The 14,598-nt window shown below is 68.6% G+C and carries 16 protein-coding genes; 5 read left to right on the top strand and 11 right to left on the bottom strand.

The window, feature by feature from the left end:
* Nucleotides 1-88 precede the first annotated feature (88 nt).
* Complete coding sequence (locus FB562_RS05750; RefSeq protein ID WP_141880271.1) at nucleotides 89-436, top strand: winged helix-turn-helix transcriptional regulator; 348 nt, start codon at nucleotides 89-91, stop codon at nucleotides 434-436.
* A gap of 37 nt (nucleotides 437-473) precedes the next feature.
* Here the strand turns inward: FB562_RS05750 and FB562_RS05745 are convergent, their stop codons facing one another.
* Entirely contained in the window at nucleotides 474-1,124 is a 651-nt protein-coding gene (locus FB562_RS05745) for a YitT family protein (protein WP_246081351.1), read from the bottom strand.
* A 177-nt stretch (nucleotides 1,125-1,301) separates the two neighbouring features.
* On the opposite strand from FB562_RS05745, the gene FB562_RS05740 reads away from it, so the two are divergent.
* Both FB562_RS05740 and FB562_RS05735 read left to right on the top strand, forming a co-directional pair.
* Nucleotides 1,302-2,888, top strand: coding sequence for a M20/M25/M40 family metallo-hydrolase (locus FB562_RS05740; RefSeq protein WP_246081350.1), 1,587 nt, complete (start codon nucleotides 1,302-1,304; stop codon nucleotides 2,886-2,888).
* A 110-nt stretch (nucleotides 2,889-2,998) separates the two neighbouring features.
* Nucleotides 2,999-3,556 (top strand): dihydrofolate reductase family protein, encoded by a 558-nt coding sequence (locus FB562_RS05735; protein ID WP_141880270.1) that lies wholly within the window; start codon nucleotides 2,999-3,001, stop codon nucleotides 3,554-3,556.
* Between the two features lie 7 nt (nucleotides 3,557-3,563).
* On the opposite strand, the gene FB562_RS05730 is transcribed toward FB562_RS05735, so the two are convergent.
* Entirely contained in the window at nucleotides 3,564-3,929 is a 366-nt protein-coding gene (locus FB562_RS05730; RefSeq protein WP_141880269.1) for a hypothetical protein, read from the bottom strand.
* A 46-nt stretch (nucleotides 3,930-3,975) separates the two neighbouring features.
* Here FB562_RS05730 and FB562_RS05725 point away from each other — a divergent pair, with 46 nt between their 5' ends.
* Complete coding sequence (locus FB562_RS05725; protein WP_246081349.1) at nucleotides 3,976-4,851, top strand: hypothetical protein; 876 nt, start codon at nucleotides 3,976-3,978, stop codon at nucleotides 4,849-4,851.
* A gap of 289 nt (nucleotides 4,852-5,140) precedes the next feature.
* Here the strand turns inward: FB562_RS05725 and FB562_RS05720 are convergent, their stop codons facing one another.
* Nucleotides 5,141-5,488, bottom strand: coding sequence for a DUF5997 family protein (locus tag FB562_RS05720; protein WP_185740524.1), 348 nt, complete (start codon nucleotides 5,486-5,488; stop codon nucleotides 5,141-5,143).
* 37 nt (nucleotides 5,489-5,525) lie between these two features.
* Between FB562_RS05720 and FB562_RS05715 the strand changes: the two genes are divergently transcribed.
* Nucleotides 5,526-6,236 (top strand): LysR substrate-binding domain-containing protein, encoded by a 711-nt coding sequence (locus tag FB562_RS05715; RefSeq protein ID WP_141880267.1) that lies wholly within the window; start codon nucleotides 5,526-5,528, stop codon nucleotides 6,234-6,236.
* Here FB562_RS05715 and hemL read toward each other — a convergent pair.
* The 8 genes from hemL to hemE are packed head-to-tail and all read right to left on the bottom strand — an operon-like array spanning nucleotide 6,233 to nucleotide 14,596.
* On the bottom strand, nucleotides 6,233-7,549 hold the full coding sequence (gene hemL, locus FB562_RS05710; RefSeq protein ID WP_141880266.1) for a glutamate-1-semialdehyde 2,1-aminomutase: 1,317 nt from the start codon (nucleotides 7,547-7,549) through the stop codon (nucleotides 6,233-6,235). The two genes, FB562_RS05715 and hemL, sit on opposite strands and share 4 nt — an antisense overlap.
* Nucleotides 7,546-8,523, bottom strand: coding sequence for a porphobilinogen synthase (hemB, locus tag FB562_RS05705; protein ID WP_141880265.1), 978 nt, complete (start codon nucleotides 8,521-8,523; stop codon nucleotides 7,546-7,548). Before hemB ends, hemL begins: the two co-directional genes overlap by 4 nt.
* Nucleotides 8,524-8,533: 10 nt before the next feature.
* The gene (locus FB562_RS05700; protein WP_141880264.1) at nucleotides 8,534-9,304 is read right to left on the bottom strand and encodes a uroporphyrinogen-III synthase; all 771 of its coding nucleotides are present in this window, start codon (nucleotides 9,302-9,304) and stop codon (nucleotides 8,534-8,536) included.
* A gap of 24 nt (nucleotides 9,305-9,328) precedes the next feature.
* Nucleotides 9,329-10,267 (bottom strand): hydroxymethylbilane synthase, encoded by a 939-nt coding sequence (gene hemC / locus FB562_RS05695; RefSeq protein ID WP_141880263.1) that lies wholly within the window; start codon nucleotides 10,265-10,267, stop codon nucleotides 9,329-9,331.
* Entirely contained in the window at nucleotides 10,264-11,409 is a 1,146-nt protein-coding gene (locus FB562_RS05690) for a ferrochelatase (RefSeq protein WP_141880262.1), read from the bottom strand. The genes hemC and FB562_RS05690 overlap by 4 nt, the downstream gene beginning before the upstream one ends.
* Nucleotides 11,406-12,122 (bottom strand): hydrogen peroxide-dependent heme synthase, encoded by a 717-nt coding sequence (hemQ, locus tag FB562_RS05685; RefSeq protein WP_141880261.1) that lies wholly within the window; start codon nucleotides 12,120-12,122, stop codon nucleotides 11,406-11,408. Before hemQ ends, FB562_RS05690 begins: the two co-directional genes overlap by 4 nt.
* Before the next feature lie 30 nt (nucleotides 12,123-12,152).
* On the bottom strand, nucleotides 12,153-13,535 hold the full coding sequence (locus FB562_RS05680) for a protoporphyrinogen/coproporphyrinogen oxidase (protein ID WP_141880260.1): 1,383 nt from the start codon (nucleotides 13,533-13,535) through the stop codon (nucleotides 12,153-12,155).
* Nucleotides 13,532-14,596: a uroporphyrinogen decarboxylase gene (gene hemE, locus FB562_RS05675; RefSeq protein ID WP_141880259.1), complete on the bottom strand. Its 1,065-nt coding sequence runs from the start codon at nucleotides 14,594-14,596 to the stop codon at nucleotides 13,532-13,534. The genes FB562_RS05680 and hemE overlap by 4 nt, the downstream gene beginning before the upstream one ends.
* Nucleotides 14,597-14,598: the final 2 nt, after the last annotated feature.

Raw genomic sequence — 14,598 nt, 5'->3', positions numbered from 1 at the left:
GCGGACACCGCCAAGCACCACGATGCCAAAGCTTGTGAGCGGATGCCAGCGGGCGGTAAGCTACTAACCAATAGTAAGCGAGGTCCCCATGAGTGACGCCGAGTTCGCCCACATCGATGACGAGGAATGCCGACGCTTTCAGGTGTCTGCCGAACTGGCGGGCCGCAAATGGAACGCGGCCATCCTCCTGGCCGGAGCCCGAGGCGCCCGACGCTTCTCGGAGTACCGCGCACTCGTCTCCGGCATCTCCGACCGGATGCTCACGGCACGGATCAAAGAGCTGGAAGCCGAAGGGCTCATCGCACGCGACGTGCAGCCGACGACGCCTGTCTCCATCGCCTACGAACTCACGGCGTCAGGTCGGCAGCTCATCTCGCTCCTGCATCCCCTGGTGAACTGGAGCAAGGCGCGAGCGGAGCGCACCGAGCTTCGGTGACCCGGGGGCGGCGCTCTCTCGAGTGGGCGTCGCGGCCTCAGCCGAGGTAGCGCCCCGGTCGATGGTTCATCGCCAGAATCACGTTCAGCACGACCACTCCCGACACTGAAGCCAGCACGATCATCGGAGCCGCCACGAGCAGGGCCAGCAGCACGATCACCGCGTCGAACCCCAACTGCACGAGGCCCGCGCTGAGCCGGAAGCGGTCCTGCAGGAACAATGCCAGAATGCCGAACCCGCCGGCGCTCGCCCTGTGGCGGAACAGGATGAGCATCCCCAGCCCCATGAACATGCCGCCGAGGATGCACGCATAGAACGGGTCGATCGATTCGATCGAGAAGAACAGCGGATGCACCGAGGTGAGCACCGAGATCATCACGACCACACACAGCGTCTTAATCGTGAACGCCACCCCCATGCGCATCAGCGAGAGCACATAGAACGGGATGTTGATCAGAAAGAACACGAGCCCGAACGTCCAGCCCGAGGAATAGCTGATCAGGAACGCCACGCCGGCGAGCCCGCCCGTCACCGCGCCCACCGCATTCAGGAGCACCACGCCGAACGACATCGCAACGGAACCGGTCACGAGGGCGACGGCATCCTCCCAGGGGCGGTGCGGGCGAGCGGGGGCGCCCGGCTGCGTCGTCTGTGGCGCTCGCGGTACCCGCGGGGAGGAAGGATTCACCGGCCGAATCTATCGCGGACTCGCCTCTCGCGACAGCACGCATCCGGCCGGGATCATCCGACACACGCGGGGCTAACTTGTCTACCCCTATTCGGGGGCCATCTCGATTACGATCGATCGGGTTGGTCCCGGCGGCGGACATCCGGCGCCGGATTCGTTCGATCAAAGGAGATTCCCATGAGGGACAAGCGAACGCTACGCAGGGTGGCCATGGCCACCGGCATCGGGCTCGTCGCGGGGCTCGGCATCACCGCCGGCTTCGGCCTGCCGGCCTACGCGGGCGGAGGGCACAGCGGAGGGCATGGCGGCGGCCACGGTCCAGGCAAGGGCAACTCGTCGCTCGCCGATGCCGTCAAGGCGGATGCCATCGTCGCCCACCTTGATGCGCTGCAGGCAATCGCCGACGCAAACGACGGCACCAGGGCCGCAGGCAGCGCAGGCCACATCGCGGCAGCGGAGTACATCGAACAGCAACTGCGCGACGCAGGCTACGACCCCGTGCGACAGCCGTTCAGCTACGACCAGTTCGTGGAGAACAGCTCTGCGTTCGAACAGCTCACGCCGACCGCGACGAGCTATGTCGACCAGACTGACTACGACGTCATGGACTATTCCGGTTCAGGCGATGTGAGCGCCGTCGTCACCCCTGTCGACATCAACCTCGCGGGCGACCGCGCCTCGACCAGCGGATGCGAGGCCGAAGACTTCGCCGGATTCACCGCAGGAGAGATTGCGCTCCTCCAGCGCGGCACCTGCGACTTCAGAACCAAGATCGACAATGCGGCAGCAGCAGGCGCCGCCGCAGCCATCGTGTTCAATCAGGGCAACGTCGTAGAGGGTGACGACCGGCTCGGGCTCGTGCTCGGCACGCTCGCAACCCCGCAGGCCGCCATCCCCGCTATCGGCACCACCTTCGCCATCGGCGAGGGCTTCGCGGCCACCGAGACCACCCTGCGAATCCAGGTCGACGGCACCACGCAGGCGATCGAGACATTCAACGTGCTGGCGGATGCCCCCGCCAAGACCAAGGGCAAGCATTCTGCGCCGGAGATCGTCGTGGTCGGAGGCCACCTCGACTCGGTCGCAGAGGGCCCCGGCATCAACGACAACGGCAGCGGAAGCGGAGCCATCCTGGAGACGGCGATCCAGCTCGCAAAGTCGAAGCTGAAGCCGCAGAACACCGTGCGCTTCGCCTTCTGGAGCGGTGAGGAAGATGGGCTCGTCGGATCGGCGTACTACGTCTCCCAGCTGACGGATGCCGACATCGCGCAGCACGCCGTGAACCTGAACTTCGACATGGTCGCGTCGCCGAACTTCGTACGTTTCGTCTATGACGGCGACGGTTCGGCATTCGGATCCGAAGGCCCCGAAGGCTCGGCCGAGGTCGAGCAGCTCTTCACCAAGTTCTTCGCGAAGCAGGGCCTGGCGACTGAGGAGACCGCATTCGATGGTCGCTCCGACTACAACGCCTTCATCGAGGCGGGCATCCCGGCGGGTGGCCTGTTCACGGGTGCCGAGGGAGTCAAGAGCGACGAGCAGGCGGCCGTCTTCGGCGGTACCGCGGGTGAGCCGTTCGACCCGTGCTACCACCAGGCGTGCGACACCTCAGCCAATATCAACGTCGACGTGCTCGACGAGATGGCCGACGGCATCGCCTACGCCACGCAGCACTACGCCGACGTCAAGGCGGGCAAGGGTCACGGGCATGGCCACGGCCACGGCCACGGCGACTCCGACAACCGGGGTCACCACTCGCGTCGTTAGCGAGCAGCGGTTGGGGGCATGACAGCCCGGCGTGTGCGGGTCCCGGCAAACGCCGGGGCCCGCATTGCGTCAACCCCTGCGATGTCGGAGGCACGGCGTAGTGTGCGGCCATGCCGCGTTTCATCTACTACACCGCATCCACGCTCAACGGGTTCCTTGCCGACGAGCACAACTCGCTGTCCTGGCTCTTCGCCGTCGAGCATCCGGGCTCCGAGCTGACCGAGAAGCTGCTGGATCGCGTCGGTGTCATGGTCGAGGGCTCGACCACCTACGAGTGGATGCTGCGCGAGGAACGCATGCTCGAGGAGCCGCAGCGCTGGAGCGAGTTCCACGGTGAGCGGCCGGCATTCGTGTTCACGAGTCGCAAGCTGCCGGTGCCGGAGGGCGTCGACGTGCGCTTCGCATCCGGGTCGGTGGCGGATGCGGTGCCCGCGATCGTCGAGGCTGCAGGCGAACGAGACATCTGGCTGGTCGGTGGCGGCGAACTCGTCGGGCAGTTTCACGACCTCGGCCTGCTCGATGAGATCCAGGTGTCGATCGCGCCCGTCACCCTGCCGGGCGGGGCACCACTGCTCCCGCGCCGTATCGAGTCCGATGCGCTGCAGCTGCGCACAGTCGAGCATCTGGGCGGATTCGCACACCTCACCTTCGATGTGAAGCGCCCCTAGGCTCCGATCACGCCCGGGCGTCGACGATTCCGACGAAACGGCTGCCGATGCCGTCGAACTCCTCGCGGTAGAGCCCGTCGGCGGGCCCCGGAAGGTCGAGCGGCGAATGATCGCTGCAGCTCAGATAGGTGAACGCCGGCCACCACTTCTTGGGTCTGGCCGACTCCGTGAAACCGCACACATCGCACTTCAGCTGAACCCAGACGGGCCGTGCGCCGGAGCGACGATTGGCCCGCGACTGCACGAGCCAGGCGGGCGGATGCTGCTCGAGCTCCGAGAACTCGGCCTCCGACATCCGTGACGGCAGCTCATGCCGTTGCGCCATCTCGAGCGGAATATCGAGCCGCTGGGCGGCCTCGCGTCTGGTGATCATCGTCGTCAACGATACGGCCTGCCACGCCTGGTGGAAGAATGGACGGATGTCCGCACCGATTCCCGCCCTCGGCCTCATGCTCGACGTCGACGGCCCCATTGCCAGCCCCGAGACGCGCACCATCGCCATCCCCCGCATCGTCACCGACCTTGTTCTTCTCGCGGGTGCGGGCATCCCGATCGCCTTCATCACGGGGCGTTCGGAGCAGTTCATCAGGGAGCAGGTCGTGGAGCCTCTCGTCGCGGCGCAGCTGCCCGCGGCATCCCGCGTCTACGGCGTGTGCGAGAAGGGCGGCGTCTGGTTTCCGATCACAGCCGAAGGTGTCGGCCACGTGAGCGTCGATGAGAAGGTCTCGCTTCCGCGCGAAACTGTCGATGCTGTGCGTGTGCTGGTCGAGCGGGACTTCGGCGACACCATGTTCTTCGATGAGACGAAGCACGTCATGATCTCCGTCGAGCAGCGCACGGATGTCGGCTCCGAGGCATACAAACGGGCCCAGGTGCGCTTCGACGATGCCGCCTTCGAGCTGCTCGCCTCGCACGGCCTCGGCGTGCGGCATGGCGAGCGAGAGCATCCGGATGCCCGTGGCGAGACCCCCTTCCGCCTCGACACGACCATCATCTCCACCGACATCGAATCCGTCGCTCTCGACAAGGACCACGCGGCAGAACGCGCCCTCGCATTCTTCGCCGAGTCGGGGCCTCTCCCCCAACTCTGGCGTTCCGTGGGCGACTCGCGCGGTGACTACCTCATGGCCGACCACCTGCACGAGGCCGGCTACGACGCGGCGCATGTCGACGTACGACCCTCAGACGGCGTTCTCGAGCGGCCCTACCCCGTGATCGAGATCGAAGGCAAGATCCACGATGAAGCCGGCGCCGAGTTCCTCTCCTACTGGGTTAAGAAGCTCGGGCTCCGCTAGTCAGGGCAGCCGACAGCGCTTCAGCCGACTTGAACCGCGCCCGGAAACGCGTAACCTCAGGGGTAGAGCATCCGGCTCCGAAGGAGGAACCCGAGCATGGCAGACAAATCGCCCAAGAAGTCGACCACCAAAACCGCTGCGTCGAAGTCGCTGAAGGAAAAGCGCCTCGACAAGAAGGACAAGGCAGCAAGCAAGCGCAAGGCGGAATAGCCCAGCGAACTGAAAGGAGCCGGACCCACGGGTCGGGCTCCTTTTCGTTGCGCGGTTACTTCTGCGGTTACTTCTGCGGTTACTTCTTGGGGGCGGCCTTGATGCGCGCCTTCTCCTCGCGCACCTTCGCCTGCGTCGCACGCTCCGTGACGAGCCACTCGGGCGGTGTCTGGAGGAGGGCCGTGATGTCTGCCGTCGTCAGGGCATCCGTCACACCGCCGCGGGCGAGGCCGGCGTTGGAGACGCCCAGCTTGCCTGCGACGACAGAGCGCGGATGCGGCCCGCTGCGTCGCAGCTCGGCCAGCCACTCCGGCGGCGACTCGAGCAGATCGTTCAGCTCGGAGCGGGTGATGGGGTTGTTCTGGAATGCCTCGGGGGTCGCCGGCAGGTACACGCCGAGCTTCTGGGCCGCCGTGGCTGGTTTCATGGTCTGCTCGGTCATGCATCCAGCGTAGCCTTTGGGGATGCCCGTCGAATCCGAACCACTCCGTATCGCCATGGTCCCCGGGGTCACCGTGGCGAAATGGACCAGAGCCTGGCAGGAACGACGCCGCAACAGCCCCCTCATTGTCACCCCCATTTCCGAGGCCGAGCAGATCGAGGTGCTGCACGACGGGCGCGCCGATCTCAGTTTCGTGCGGCTGCCGATCGAGCGGGAGGGGCTCAGTGTCATCCGCCTCTACGGCGAGGTTGCCGTCGTGGTCGTGGCGAAAGAGCATCCGGTGTCGCTCTTCGAATCGGTGACCGAGGCTGAGCTTGAGAGCGAGGTGGTGCGCACCGAGGACCCCGCCGATGCTGTCGAGGTCGTCGCCGCCGGCGTCGGGGTGCTGCGGGTTCCCCACTCGGTGGCGCGGCTGCACGCGCGCAAGGATGTCGTCGCCGTTCCGGTGTCGGATGCCGCCGAAACCGAGATCGCGGTCGTCTGGCTCGCCGAGAACACCACCCCCGACATCGAGGAGTTTGTGGGAATCGTGCGCGGGCGGCGACCCGGCAGCTCACGCGGCCCCGCGCGGGAGGAAGTGCCGACGGCGAGCGACACGAAGCCGGTGCAGAAGAAACCCGCGCAGAAACAGGGCGGAGGCGCACCGAAGGGAGGCGGCAAAGCCAAGGCGAAGCCGGCCGCGAAGCATCCACCCAAGTCGAAGGCACGCGGCCGCAAGAAGACGGGTCGTTAGCGCGAGCCCTCGGGGGCGCTCGCGGAGGCCGCAGCCCGGGCCGCCGCAGGCAGCGCCTCAACGATTCGCGACACTGCCGCGTCGTCGTGGGCGGCCGTGACGAACCACGCCTCGAAGACGCTCGGCGGGAGGGAGACCCCCGCATCGAGCATGGCGTGGAAGAACGGCGGATAGCGGAACGCCTCCTGCGCCTTCACCTGCGCGTAGTCGCGAGGTGCCGACTCGGCGAACGCGAAGGAGAACAGGCTTCCGGCCCGCTGCACGACATGGGCGACGCCCGCGGCAGACAGCGCGTCGGAGGTCGCCGCCGCGATCGTGTCGGCCGTGCGGTCGAGGTGCTCGTAGACGCCAGCGTCGGCCGCCTCGAGCGTGGCGATGCCCGCGGCGACCGCCAACGGGTTGCCGCTCAACGTTCCCGCCTGATAGACGGGGCCGAGTGGGGCCAGATGATCCATGATCGCGGCGGAACCGCCCAGCGCGGCCAGAGGCATGCCGCCACCGATGACCTTGCCGAAGGTGAAGATGTCCGGGGTGTACGGCTCTTCTTGGTCGATACCCCACCACCCCGCGGGCCCCACCCTGAACCCGGTGAGCACCTCATCGAGGATCACGAGCGCGCCATGGTCGTGGGCGATACGCACGAGGGCCGCGTTGAACCCGGGGTCCGGGGGCACCACGCCCATGTTCGCAGCTGCCGCCTCGGCGATCACGGCGGCGATGCGCGGGCCGTGCTCGGCGAAGACCGTGCGCACGGCGTCGAGATCGTTGTACGGAATGACGAGGGTATGCGCGGCGACCGCCTCCGGTACGCCCGCCGACCCGGGCAGCGCCAGCGTCGCGATACCCGATCCGCCCTCGGCGAGCAGCCCGTCAGAGTGCCCGTGATAGTGGCCGGCAAACTTCACCAGGAGATCACGGCCGGTGGCTCCGCGCGCGAGCCGGATCGCCGTCATTGTCGCCTCCGTGCCGGTCGAGACCAGCCGGAGCCGCTCCACGGCCGGTGCGAGGCGTGCCGCGACCAACTCGGCCAGACGGGTCTCGCCGGGTGTCGACGCCCCGAACGACAGCCCCTTCTCGGCGGCGCGCTGCACGGCCTCGACGGTTGCCGGATGCGCGTGGCCCAGCAGGGCGGGCCCCCACGACGCGACAAGGTCCACATATTCGCGACCCTCGACATCCGTCACATATGCCCCTCGGGCCGAGGTGATGAAGCGCGGGGTGCCGCCGACCGAGCCGAAGGCGCGCACGGGCGAGTTGACACCGCCCGGGATGAGCGCGCGCGCGGCGTCAAATGACTCTGAATTGCTGGTCATCGCTTGCCTCCAGCGATTTCTGCGGCCCAATAGGTGAGCACCGCGTCGGCGCCGGCCCGGAAGATGGAGAGAACAGACTCCTCGATGGCGCGCTCGCGGTCGATCCAGCCCTGCGCTGCGGCGGCTTCGATCATGGAGTACTCTCCCGAGACCTGGTAGGCCCAGACGGGGATGTCGCTGACGTCGGCGACATCGGCGAGCACATCGAGATAGCTCATCGCGGGTTTCACCATGACGATGTCTGCGCCCTGCTCGATATCGAGCATGACCTCGCGCAGCCCCTCGCGCCGATTCGCCGGATGCTGCTGATATGTGGCGCGGTCACCCTCCAGGCTGGACTGCACAGCGTCGCGGAAGGGCCCATAGAAGGCGGATGCGTATTTGGCGCCGTAGCCGAGGATGGCTGTGTCGATGAGGCCGTGCGAGTCGAGCTCTTCGCGTACGGCCGTGACTTGGCCGTCCATCATGCCGCTGAGGCCGAGCAGCTGGGAGCCGCTGACCGCCTGCGCGATCGCCATCTCGCGGTAGCGCAGCAGGCTTGCATCGTTGTCGACGCGACCTTCCGCGTCGAGCACGCCGCAGTGGCCGTGGTCGGTGAACTCGTCGAGGCAGAGGTCGGTCTGCACGACGAGCGCGTCACCGGCTTCTGCGACGGCGACGCGGGTGGCCACGTTGAGGATTCCCTGCTCATCCGTCGCGCCAGAGCCGATGGCGTCCTTCTTCTCGGGGATGCCGAAGAGCATGACGCCGCCGAGCCCGAGCGTCGCGGCCTCGGCGACGGCGGCCTTGAGACTGTCGAGACTGTGGTGCACGACCCCCGGCATCGACGGGATCTCCTGCGGGCCGGTGGCGCCCTCCCTCACGAACATGGGCAGCACGAGCTTCTCGGGCCGGATGGCGGTCTCCGCGACGAGGCGGCGCATGGCGGCACTCGTGCGAAGGCGGCGGGGGCGGATGAGGGGGCCGGTTGTCATGGATTCCACTCTATGAGTCGTGTTCTGGGAGGTTGTGGGTGAGCGCATCCGCCACCGCGTCGACAAGAGCCTCCGCGCTGCTCCTGGTGGCGATCGCGGCGACGGAGAGCCCCGCCTCGCTCGCCGCCTGCGCGGTGGGGGCGCCGATGCAGACGAGAAGGGTGGATACCGGCAACGGATGCAGCTGCCGGGCCACTTGGCGGGCCACGCTTGCCGAGGTGAGCAGGATGGCGTCGAAGAGCCCTGCGTGCGCCGCATCGACGACGTCGCGGGGGGCGTCTACGGGCAGCGTGCGGTAGGCGGCGACCACGTCGACGGCGAGGCCGAGCGCGGCGAGCCCCTCCGCGAGTGTGGGGGCGGCGATGGCGGACTGCAGCAGAAGCGCGGATGCTCCGCCGCCGGGCCATTCACGGAGCATTCCCGCCGCAGAGCCGTCGTGCTCAGGAACAAAGTCGACCCGGTGGCCGGCCCCGCGGAGCGCGGACGCCGTCGCCTCCCCCACTGCGGCGACACGTGTCGTCGCGGGGATCACGGCGTCGCCCTCCGAGAGCACGGTGACGGTCGTGGCGCTCGTCACCGTGAGCCAGTCGTAGCGCCCCTCCGCGAGCCGTTCGAGGGCGGCGGCGACGGCCGAGGGGTTCTCGGCAGCGGTGAAGCGGATGAGCGGGGCCGTCGTGACAGTTGCCCCCGCCTCCCGCAGCAGACTGGCGAGCCGTTCGCCGAGCTCGCCGCCGCGGGGAACGAGAACGTGTCGGCCGTGCAATAGCGCGTGGTTGGTCATCTGCCGGCGGTCAGCCTTCGCGGCTCACCGCAGCGGGGCGAGCTCGGCCGCGCCGGCCTCGAGCAGTTCGTCGGCGGCGCGGTGGCCGAGCTCGGTCGCGAGTTCGATCCTGGCCGCAGGAGGGCCCTCGAGCACGAGCCCGTGTGAGGCGGAGAGCGAGCGTGAACCGTCGATGGAATAGACGGTGGCGGTGAGCAGCAGCAGGTCGCTGTCGATCAGGGCCGTCGCGCCGACAGGGGCGGCGCATCCTGCCTCCAGACGGGCGAGGACCGCACGCTCAGCGGTGGCGGCGAGACGCGTCGAGGCGTGCTCGAGGCCCTGCAGTACCCCGGCGAGTGCCGCCGGAACGCGCTCACGGACCTCGATCGCGAGGGCTCCCTGGCCGGGAGCAGACGGATGCGCAGAAAGCTCGAACAGCTCCGTTGCGGCGTCGAGGCGGCCCAGCCGGCCGAGCCCGGCCGCGGCCAGAACGACCGCATCGAGGCTGCCGCCGTGCACGAAGCCGAGCCGCGTGTCGATGTTGCCGCGGATGTCGCTCAGCACCAGATCGGGGCGAACCGACCGCAGCTGCGCGACCCGCCGGGGCGAGCCCGTGCCGACCCGGGCGCCCTCCGGAAGCGTGGCGAGCGTGAGCCCGTCCCGCGCGATCAGCGCGTCACGCGCATCCGCTCTCTTGGGCACCGCACCGATGCGCAGACCCTCCGCGGGGGCGGTCGGCAGATCCTTGAGCGAATGCACGACGAGATCGCATTCGCCGGCCAGAAGTGCCTCGCGCAGGGCGCTGGCAAAGACGCCCGTTCCGCCGAGACTGGAGAGCGAGGCACGGGAGGTGTCGCCCTCCGTCGTGACCGTGACGATCTCGACCTCGCCGCCGGATGCGCGACGAACCCGGTCGGCGATCTGCCCCGTCTGCGCCAGCGCGAGGGCGCTGCCGCGGGTTCCGATGCGGATCGGCGCGCTCACGGTGCCACCCCCGCGACGGCCGGTGAGAAGCCGCGGCGCACATTCTCGCAGCAGCCGGGCCGACAGACGTCGTACCAGGGCCCGAGGCTCGTCACGGCGGGGCGCTCGGCGACGGGCACGCCGTCGCGACGTTCAAGCACGAGGTCGAGCAGGCCGGAGACGAAGGCGGCATGAACGCCGGGCGTCGGCACCCGCGTCGCGAGGAGACCGTTCTCGCGGGCGGTCTGCAGCGCCTCCGTGTCGAGATCCCAGAGCACCTCCATGTGGTCACTGACGAAGCCGAGCGGCACGATCACGACGGCGCGCACACCATCACCCGCAAGGCCGGCGATGGCGTCATTGATGTCGGGTTCCAGCCAGGGCTGGGTCGGGGGGCCGCTCCTCGACTGGTAGACGAGGCTCCACGGTGACGGCTCCCCCGCCATGACCGCCTCCGCCACGGCGAGATGCTGCGCAGCGTAGGCGCCGCCCTCCCCGAATCCGCGGCTCGCCGGACCGCTGCGCGCGGCATCCGTCGACGGGATCGAATGCGTGGAGAACAGCACGTGGATCTGCTCCGCCGAGAGACCGCCCGCCTCGAATTCGCGCAGCGCCCCCGTGACGCCCTCCACGAAGGGCTCCACGAAGCCGGGGTGGTCGAAGAACTGACGAACCTTGTCGATCGTGACCGTGCCATCGAGGCCCGTGCGTTGCAGCGCCTCCGCGAAGTCCTCGCGGTACTGGCGACAGCTCGAATAGGAGCTGTAGGCGCTCGTGCCGATCGCGATGAGAGTGTCGTGGCCCGCAGCATGCGCGTCCTGCAGCGCCTCATCCAGATAGGGCGCCCAGTTGCGGTTGCCCCAGTAGACGGGCAGCTCGATGCCCCGGCGGGCGATCTCCGCCTCGAGGGCGACCTTCAGCTCGCGGTTCTGGTCGTTGATGGGGCTCACTCCGCCGAAGGCACGGTAGTGGTGTGCGACCTCTTCGAGGCGTTCATCGGGGATGCCGCGGCCCCGCGTCACATTGCGGAGGAAGGGGATGACATCGTCCTGCCCCTCAGGCCCGCCGAAGGATGCCAACAGGATGGCGTCGTAGGCGACGGCCTCGACGATGTGCTCGGCACCGGATGCCGCTGCCGCACTTGCCGAGGGAACAAGAGTCATCGGAGCACGTCCACGATCTCCTCGATGCCGATGCGTCGACCGGTGTAGAACGGGACCTCCTCGCGAACGTGGCGACGGGCATCCGAGGCCCGCAGGTGGCGCATCAGGTCGACCAGGTCGAGCAGATCGTCAGCCTCGAGCGCCAGGACCCACTCGTAGTCGCCGAGCGCGAAGCCCGCGACCGTGTTGGAGAGCACCTTCGGAAACTGGGCACCGAGGCGGCCGTGCCCGCCGAGCATCGACCGGCGCTCGTCGGGGTCGAGCAGGTACCACTCGTAGGAGCGGACGAAGGGATAGACCGTCAGCCAGCCGGCGGGCTCGGTGCCACGCATGAACGAGGGGATGTGATTGGCGCTGAACTCGGCGTCGCGGTGCACCCCGAAGGTGTTCCAGGTGGGCAGCAGCGGCGCGAGAAGGCCCGTACGGCGCAGCTCACGCAGAGCCCCCTGGATCGCCTCAGGCGAGGTGCCATGGAGCCAGACCATGATGTCGGAGTCCGCCTTGATCGACGACACGTCGTAGAAGCCGCGGACCGTGACGCCGGATGCCTCGACCCGCTCGAGAGCGGCCACAAGCTCGTCTGCTCCGCTCGGCTCGGTGCGGGCGGCCGGGTCCTTGCGCAGCACCGCCCACAGCGTGTATTCGGTGTCCCCTGCAACGGGCGTCGTGACAGGTTGCGCAACAGGGCCGGAGGTGGGGGAACCGTGAGTCATGACCCCATCATCCCCCTGCCGTCGAGCAGATCAGAAATCTGCCGGAGGTGCTGACAGCAGTGTAATGATCTGGGCCGATTCTGCCCGGGAATGGGCGATGACGGCTGCGAGGCCGGTTCCGGCCACCGACTCGCCGATGACCGACACTCCCTCCGGCGCGGGGCGCTCGTCGGGGCTCGGCGCACGCCACTCGACACGGTCGAAATCGAGCACATCGGCTGCGGCGATGGGCACTCCCAGCAGCGCCTGGGCATCCGCGATCGCAGTCCGGCGAAGCGCGGCGTCATCGCCGTCGCCGAGGCGGGAACCGTCATAGGAGAGCCGCAGCACATGGCGGTGCTCGCCGGCCTTCTCTGCGAGCCACGACCATTTGCGCGTCGCATGGGTGAGCGCCTTGGCGGTCACGGTCGTCGATCCCGGGGCGACGAGCACGCCCGTGCCCCGAGGCTCCGCGTCGAGCGCTTCAGAGCGCAGCACGAGGGTCGCCAACACGATCGGCGCAGGAGTGGCGGATGGGTTGCCCGCGCGACCCGTGAGGCCGTCGTCGGGCGCCGCGAGCACCACATGGCGTGCCGAGATGCGGGAGTCGTCATCGAGGGTGACGCCTGAGGCGTCGAGCTCTGTCACGCGGGTGCCGAGGCGCACCTCGACCCCGAAGCGCTCCAGATCGCCGGTCAGCACATCGACGAGGCGAGCGATCCCGCCGCGGATGCCCGCCACCAGCGATCCCGCGGGCGCGGCAGCGCGCATCGCACGGACGGCGCTCGCGAGCGACTCCTCCTGCTTCAGTCGGCTTCGCAGGCCGGGGGCGACGACGTCAGCCACGAGCTCATCGGGGTGCCGCGAGTGCACGCCCATAGCGACGGGGGCGACGAGCCTTTCCAGCACAGCGCGGCCCATTCGCTTGCGCACGAGACCGCCGAGGGTCTGCTCCTTGGAGCCATAGACACCCGGCAGCAGCGAATCGAGCTGGGCGCGGAGTGCTCCCGCCAACCCGACCACATCGATCACATCCGCCGCCAACGGGATCGAAGGGATGCCGAGCAATCCAGCCTTGGGCAGCGGGAGGGCGGGGCCGTTCACCGGTTGCAGCCACGCCCCGCTCGCGTTCGGGGCGACCACGTCGTCGCCGAGACCCAGTTTCGTCGCATAGTCGGCGACAGTGCCGCGCCGGGTGGAGAAACTCTCAGCTCCCGCATCGAGCACAAGGCCATCGAGGCTGTGTTTCGCGACCTTGCCGCCGAGACGATCGGATGCTTCGACGAGCGTCACCGAGAGGCCGCCGACGACGAGCTCCCGCGCCGCCACGAGCCCCGCAATGCCGCCACCGACGATGACGACATCGACCTCAGCGCTCGGCTGCGCCGGGGCATCCGCTTCGTCGTTCTCTGGCACCTCTTGGGCGTCGCTCATGCCTCCTCCGACATCCCGTGCACCAGCTCGACCACACGGGTGAGCACAGTGGGGTCGGTGTCCGGCGGAACACCATGGCCGAGGTTCAGCACATGGGCAGGCGCGCTGCGACCTCTCGACACAACATCGCGCACATGCGCCTCGAGGATCTCCCACGGGGCCGCCAGGAGGGCGGGGTCGATGTTGCCCTGCAGCGGCGTCGTGCCACCAAGGCGTCGGTTCGCCTCATCGAGCGGGATCCTGTGGTCGACGCCCATGACATCCGCCCCTGCCGAGCGCATCGCCGACAGCAGCTCGCCCGTGCCGACGCCGAAGTGCACGATGGGCACCCCGAGGTCCGCAACATGAGAGAGCGCCCGCCGGGAGTGCGGAAGAACTCTGGCCTCGTAGTCTGCGAGCGAGAGCGAACCCACCCAGGAGTCGAACAGCTGCACGGCGCTCGCGCCCGCCAGCACCTGCGCGCGAAGGAAGGCACCGCTCGCGTCAGCAGCCCAGTCCAGAAGCCGCGCCCACACCTCGGGCTCGGAATGCATGAGCGCCCTGGTGCGCAGCTGCTCACGCGACGGACCGCCCTCGACGAGGTAGGAGGCAAGTGTGAAGGGTGCCCCGGCGAAGCCGATGAGAGGCACCGCGCCGAGTTCTGCGACCGTCAGCCCCACCGCCTCGATCACAGGGGCGAGCGCCGCAGGGTCGAGCTCGGGCAGCGCCAAGACATCCGCCGCGGTACGCACGGGCGAGTCCAGAACGGGGCCTCGCCCGGCGACGATCTCCACCCCCACGCCGGCCAGCTTCAACGGGATGACGATGTCGCTGAAGAAGATCGCAGCATCCACCCCGTGACGCCGCACTGGCTGCAGCGTGATCTCGCTCGCCAGGGCCGGGGTGAGGCATGCGCCGAGCATGTCGGTGCCGACGCGGAGCTCCCGGTATTCGGGCAGGGAGCGCCCTGCCTGCCTCATGAACCAGACAGGCGGTGTGGTGGCGCGCTCACCGCGGTAGGCGCGGATGAGCGCCGACTCGGATGCCGGGTGGACGGGGGTGGAGGGCTCGTGTTGGGTCACGC

This window comes from Homoserinimonas aerilata, from assembly GCF_006716125.1.
Classification (GTDB): Bacteria; Actinomycetota; Actinomycetes; order Actinomycetales; family Microbacteriaceae; genus Homoserinimonas; species Homoserinimonas aerilata.
This window is presented reverse-complemented; position numbering and strand designations above follow the sequence as displayed.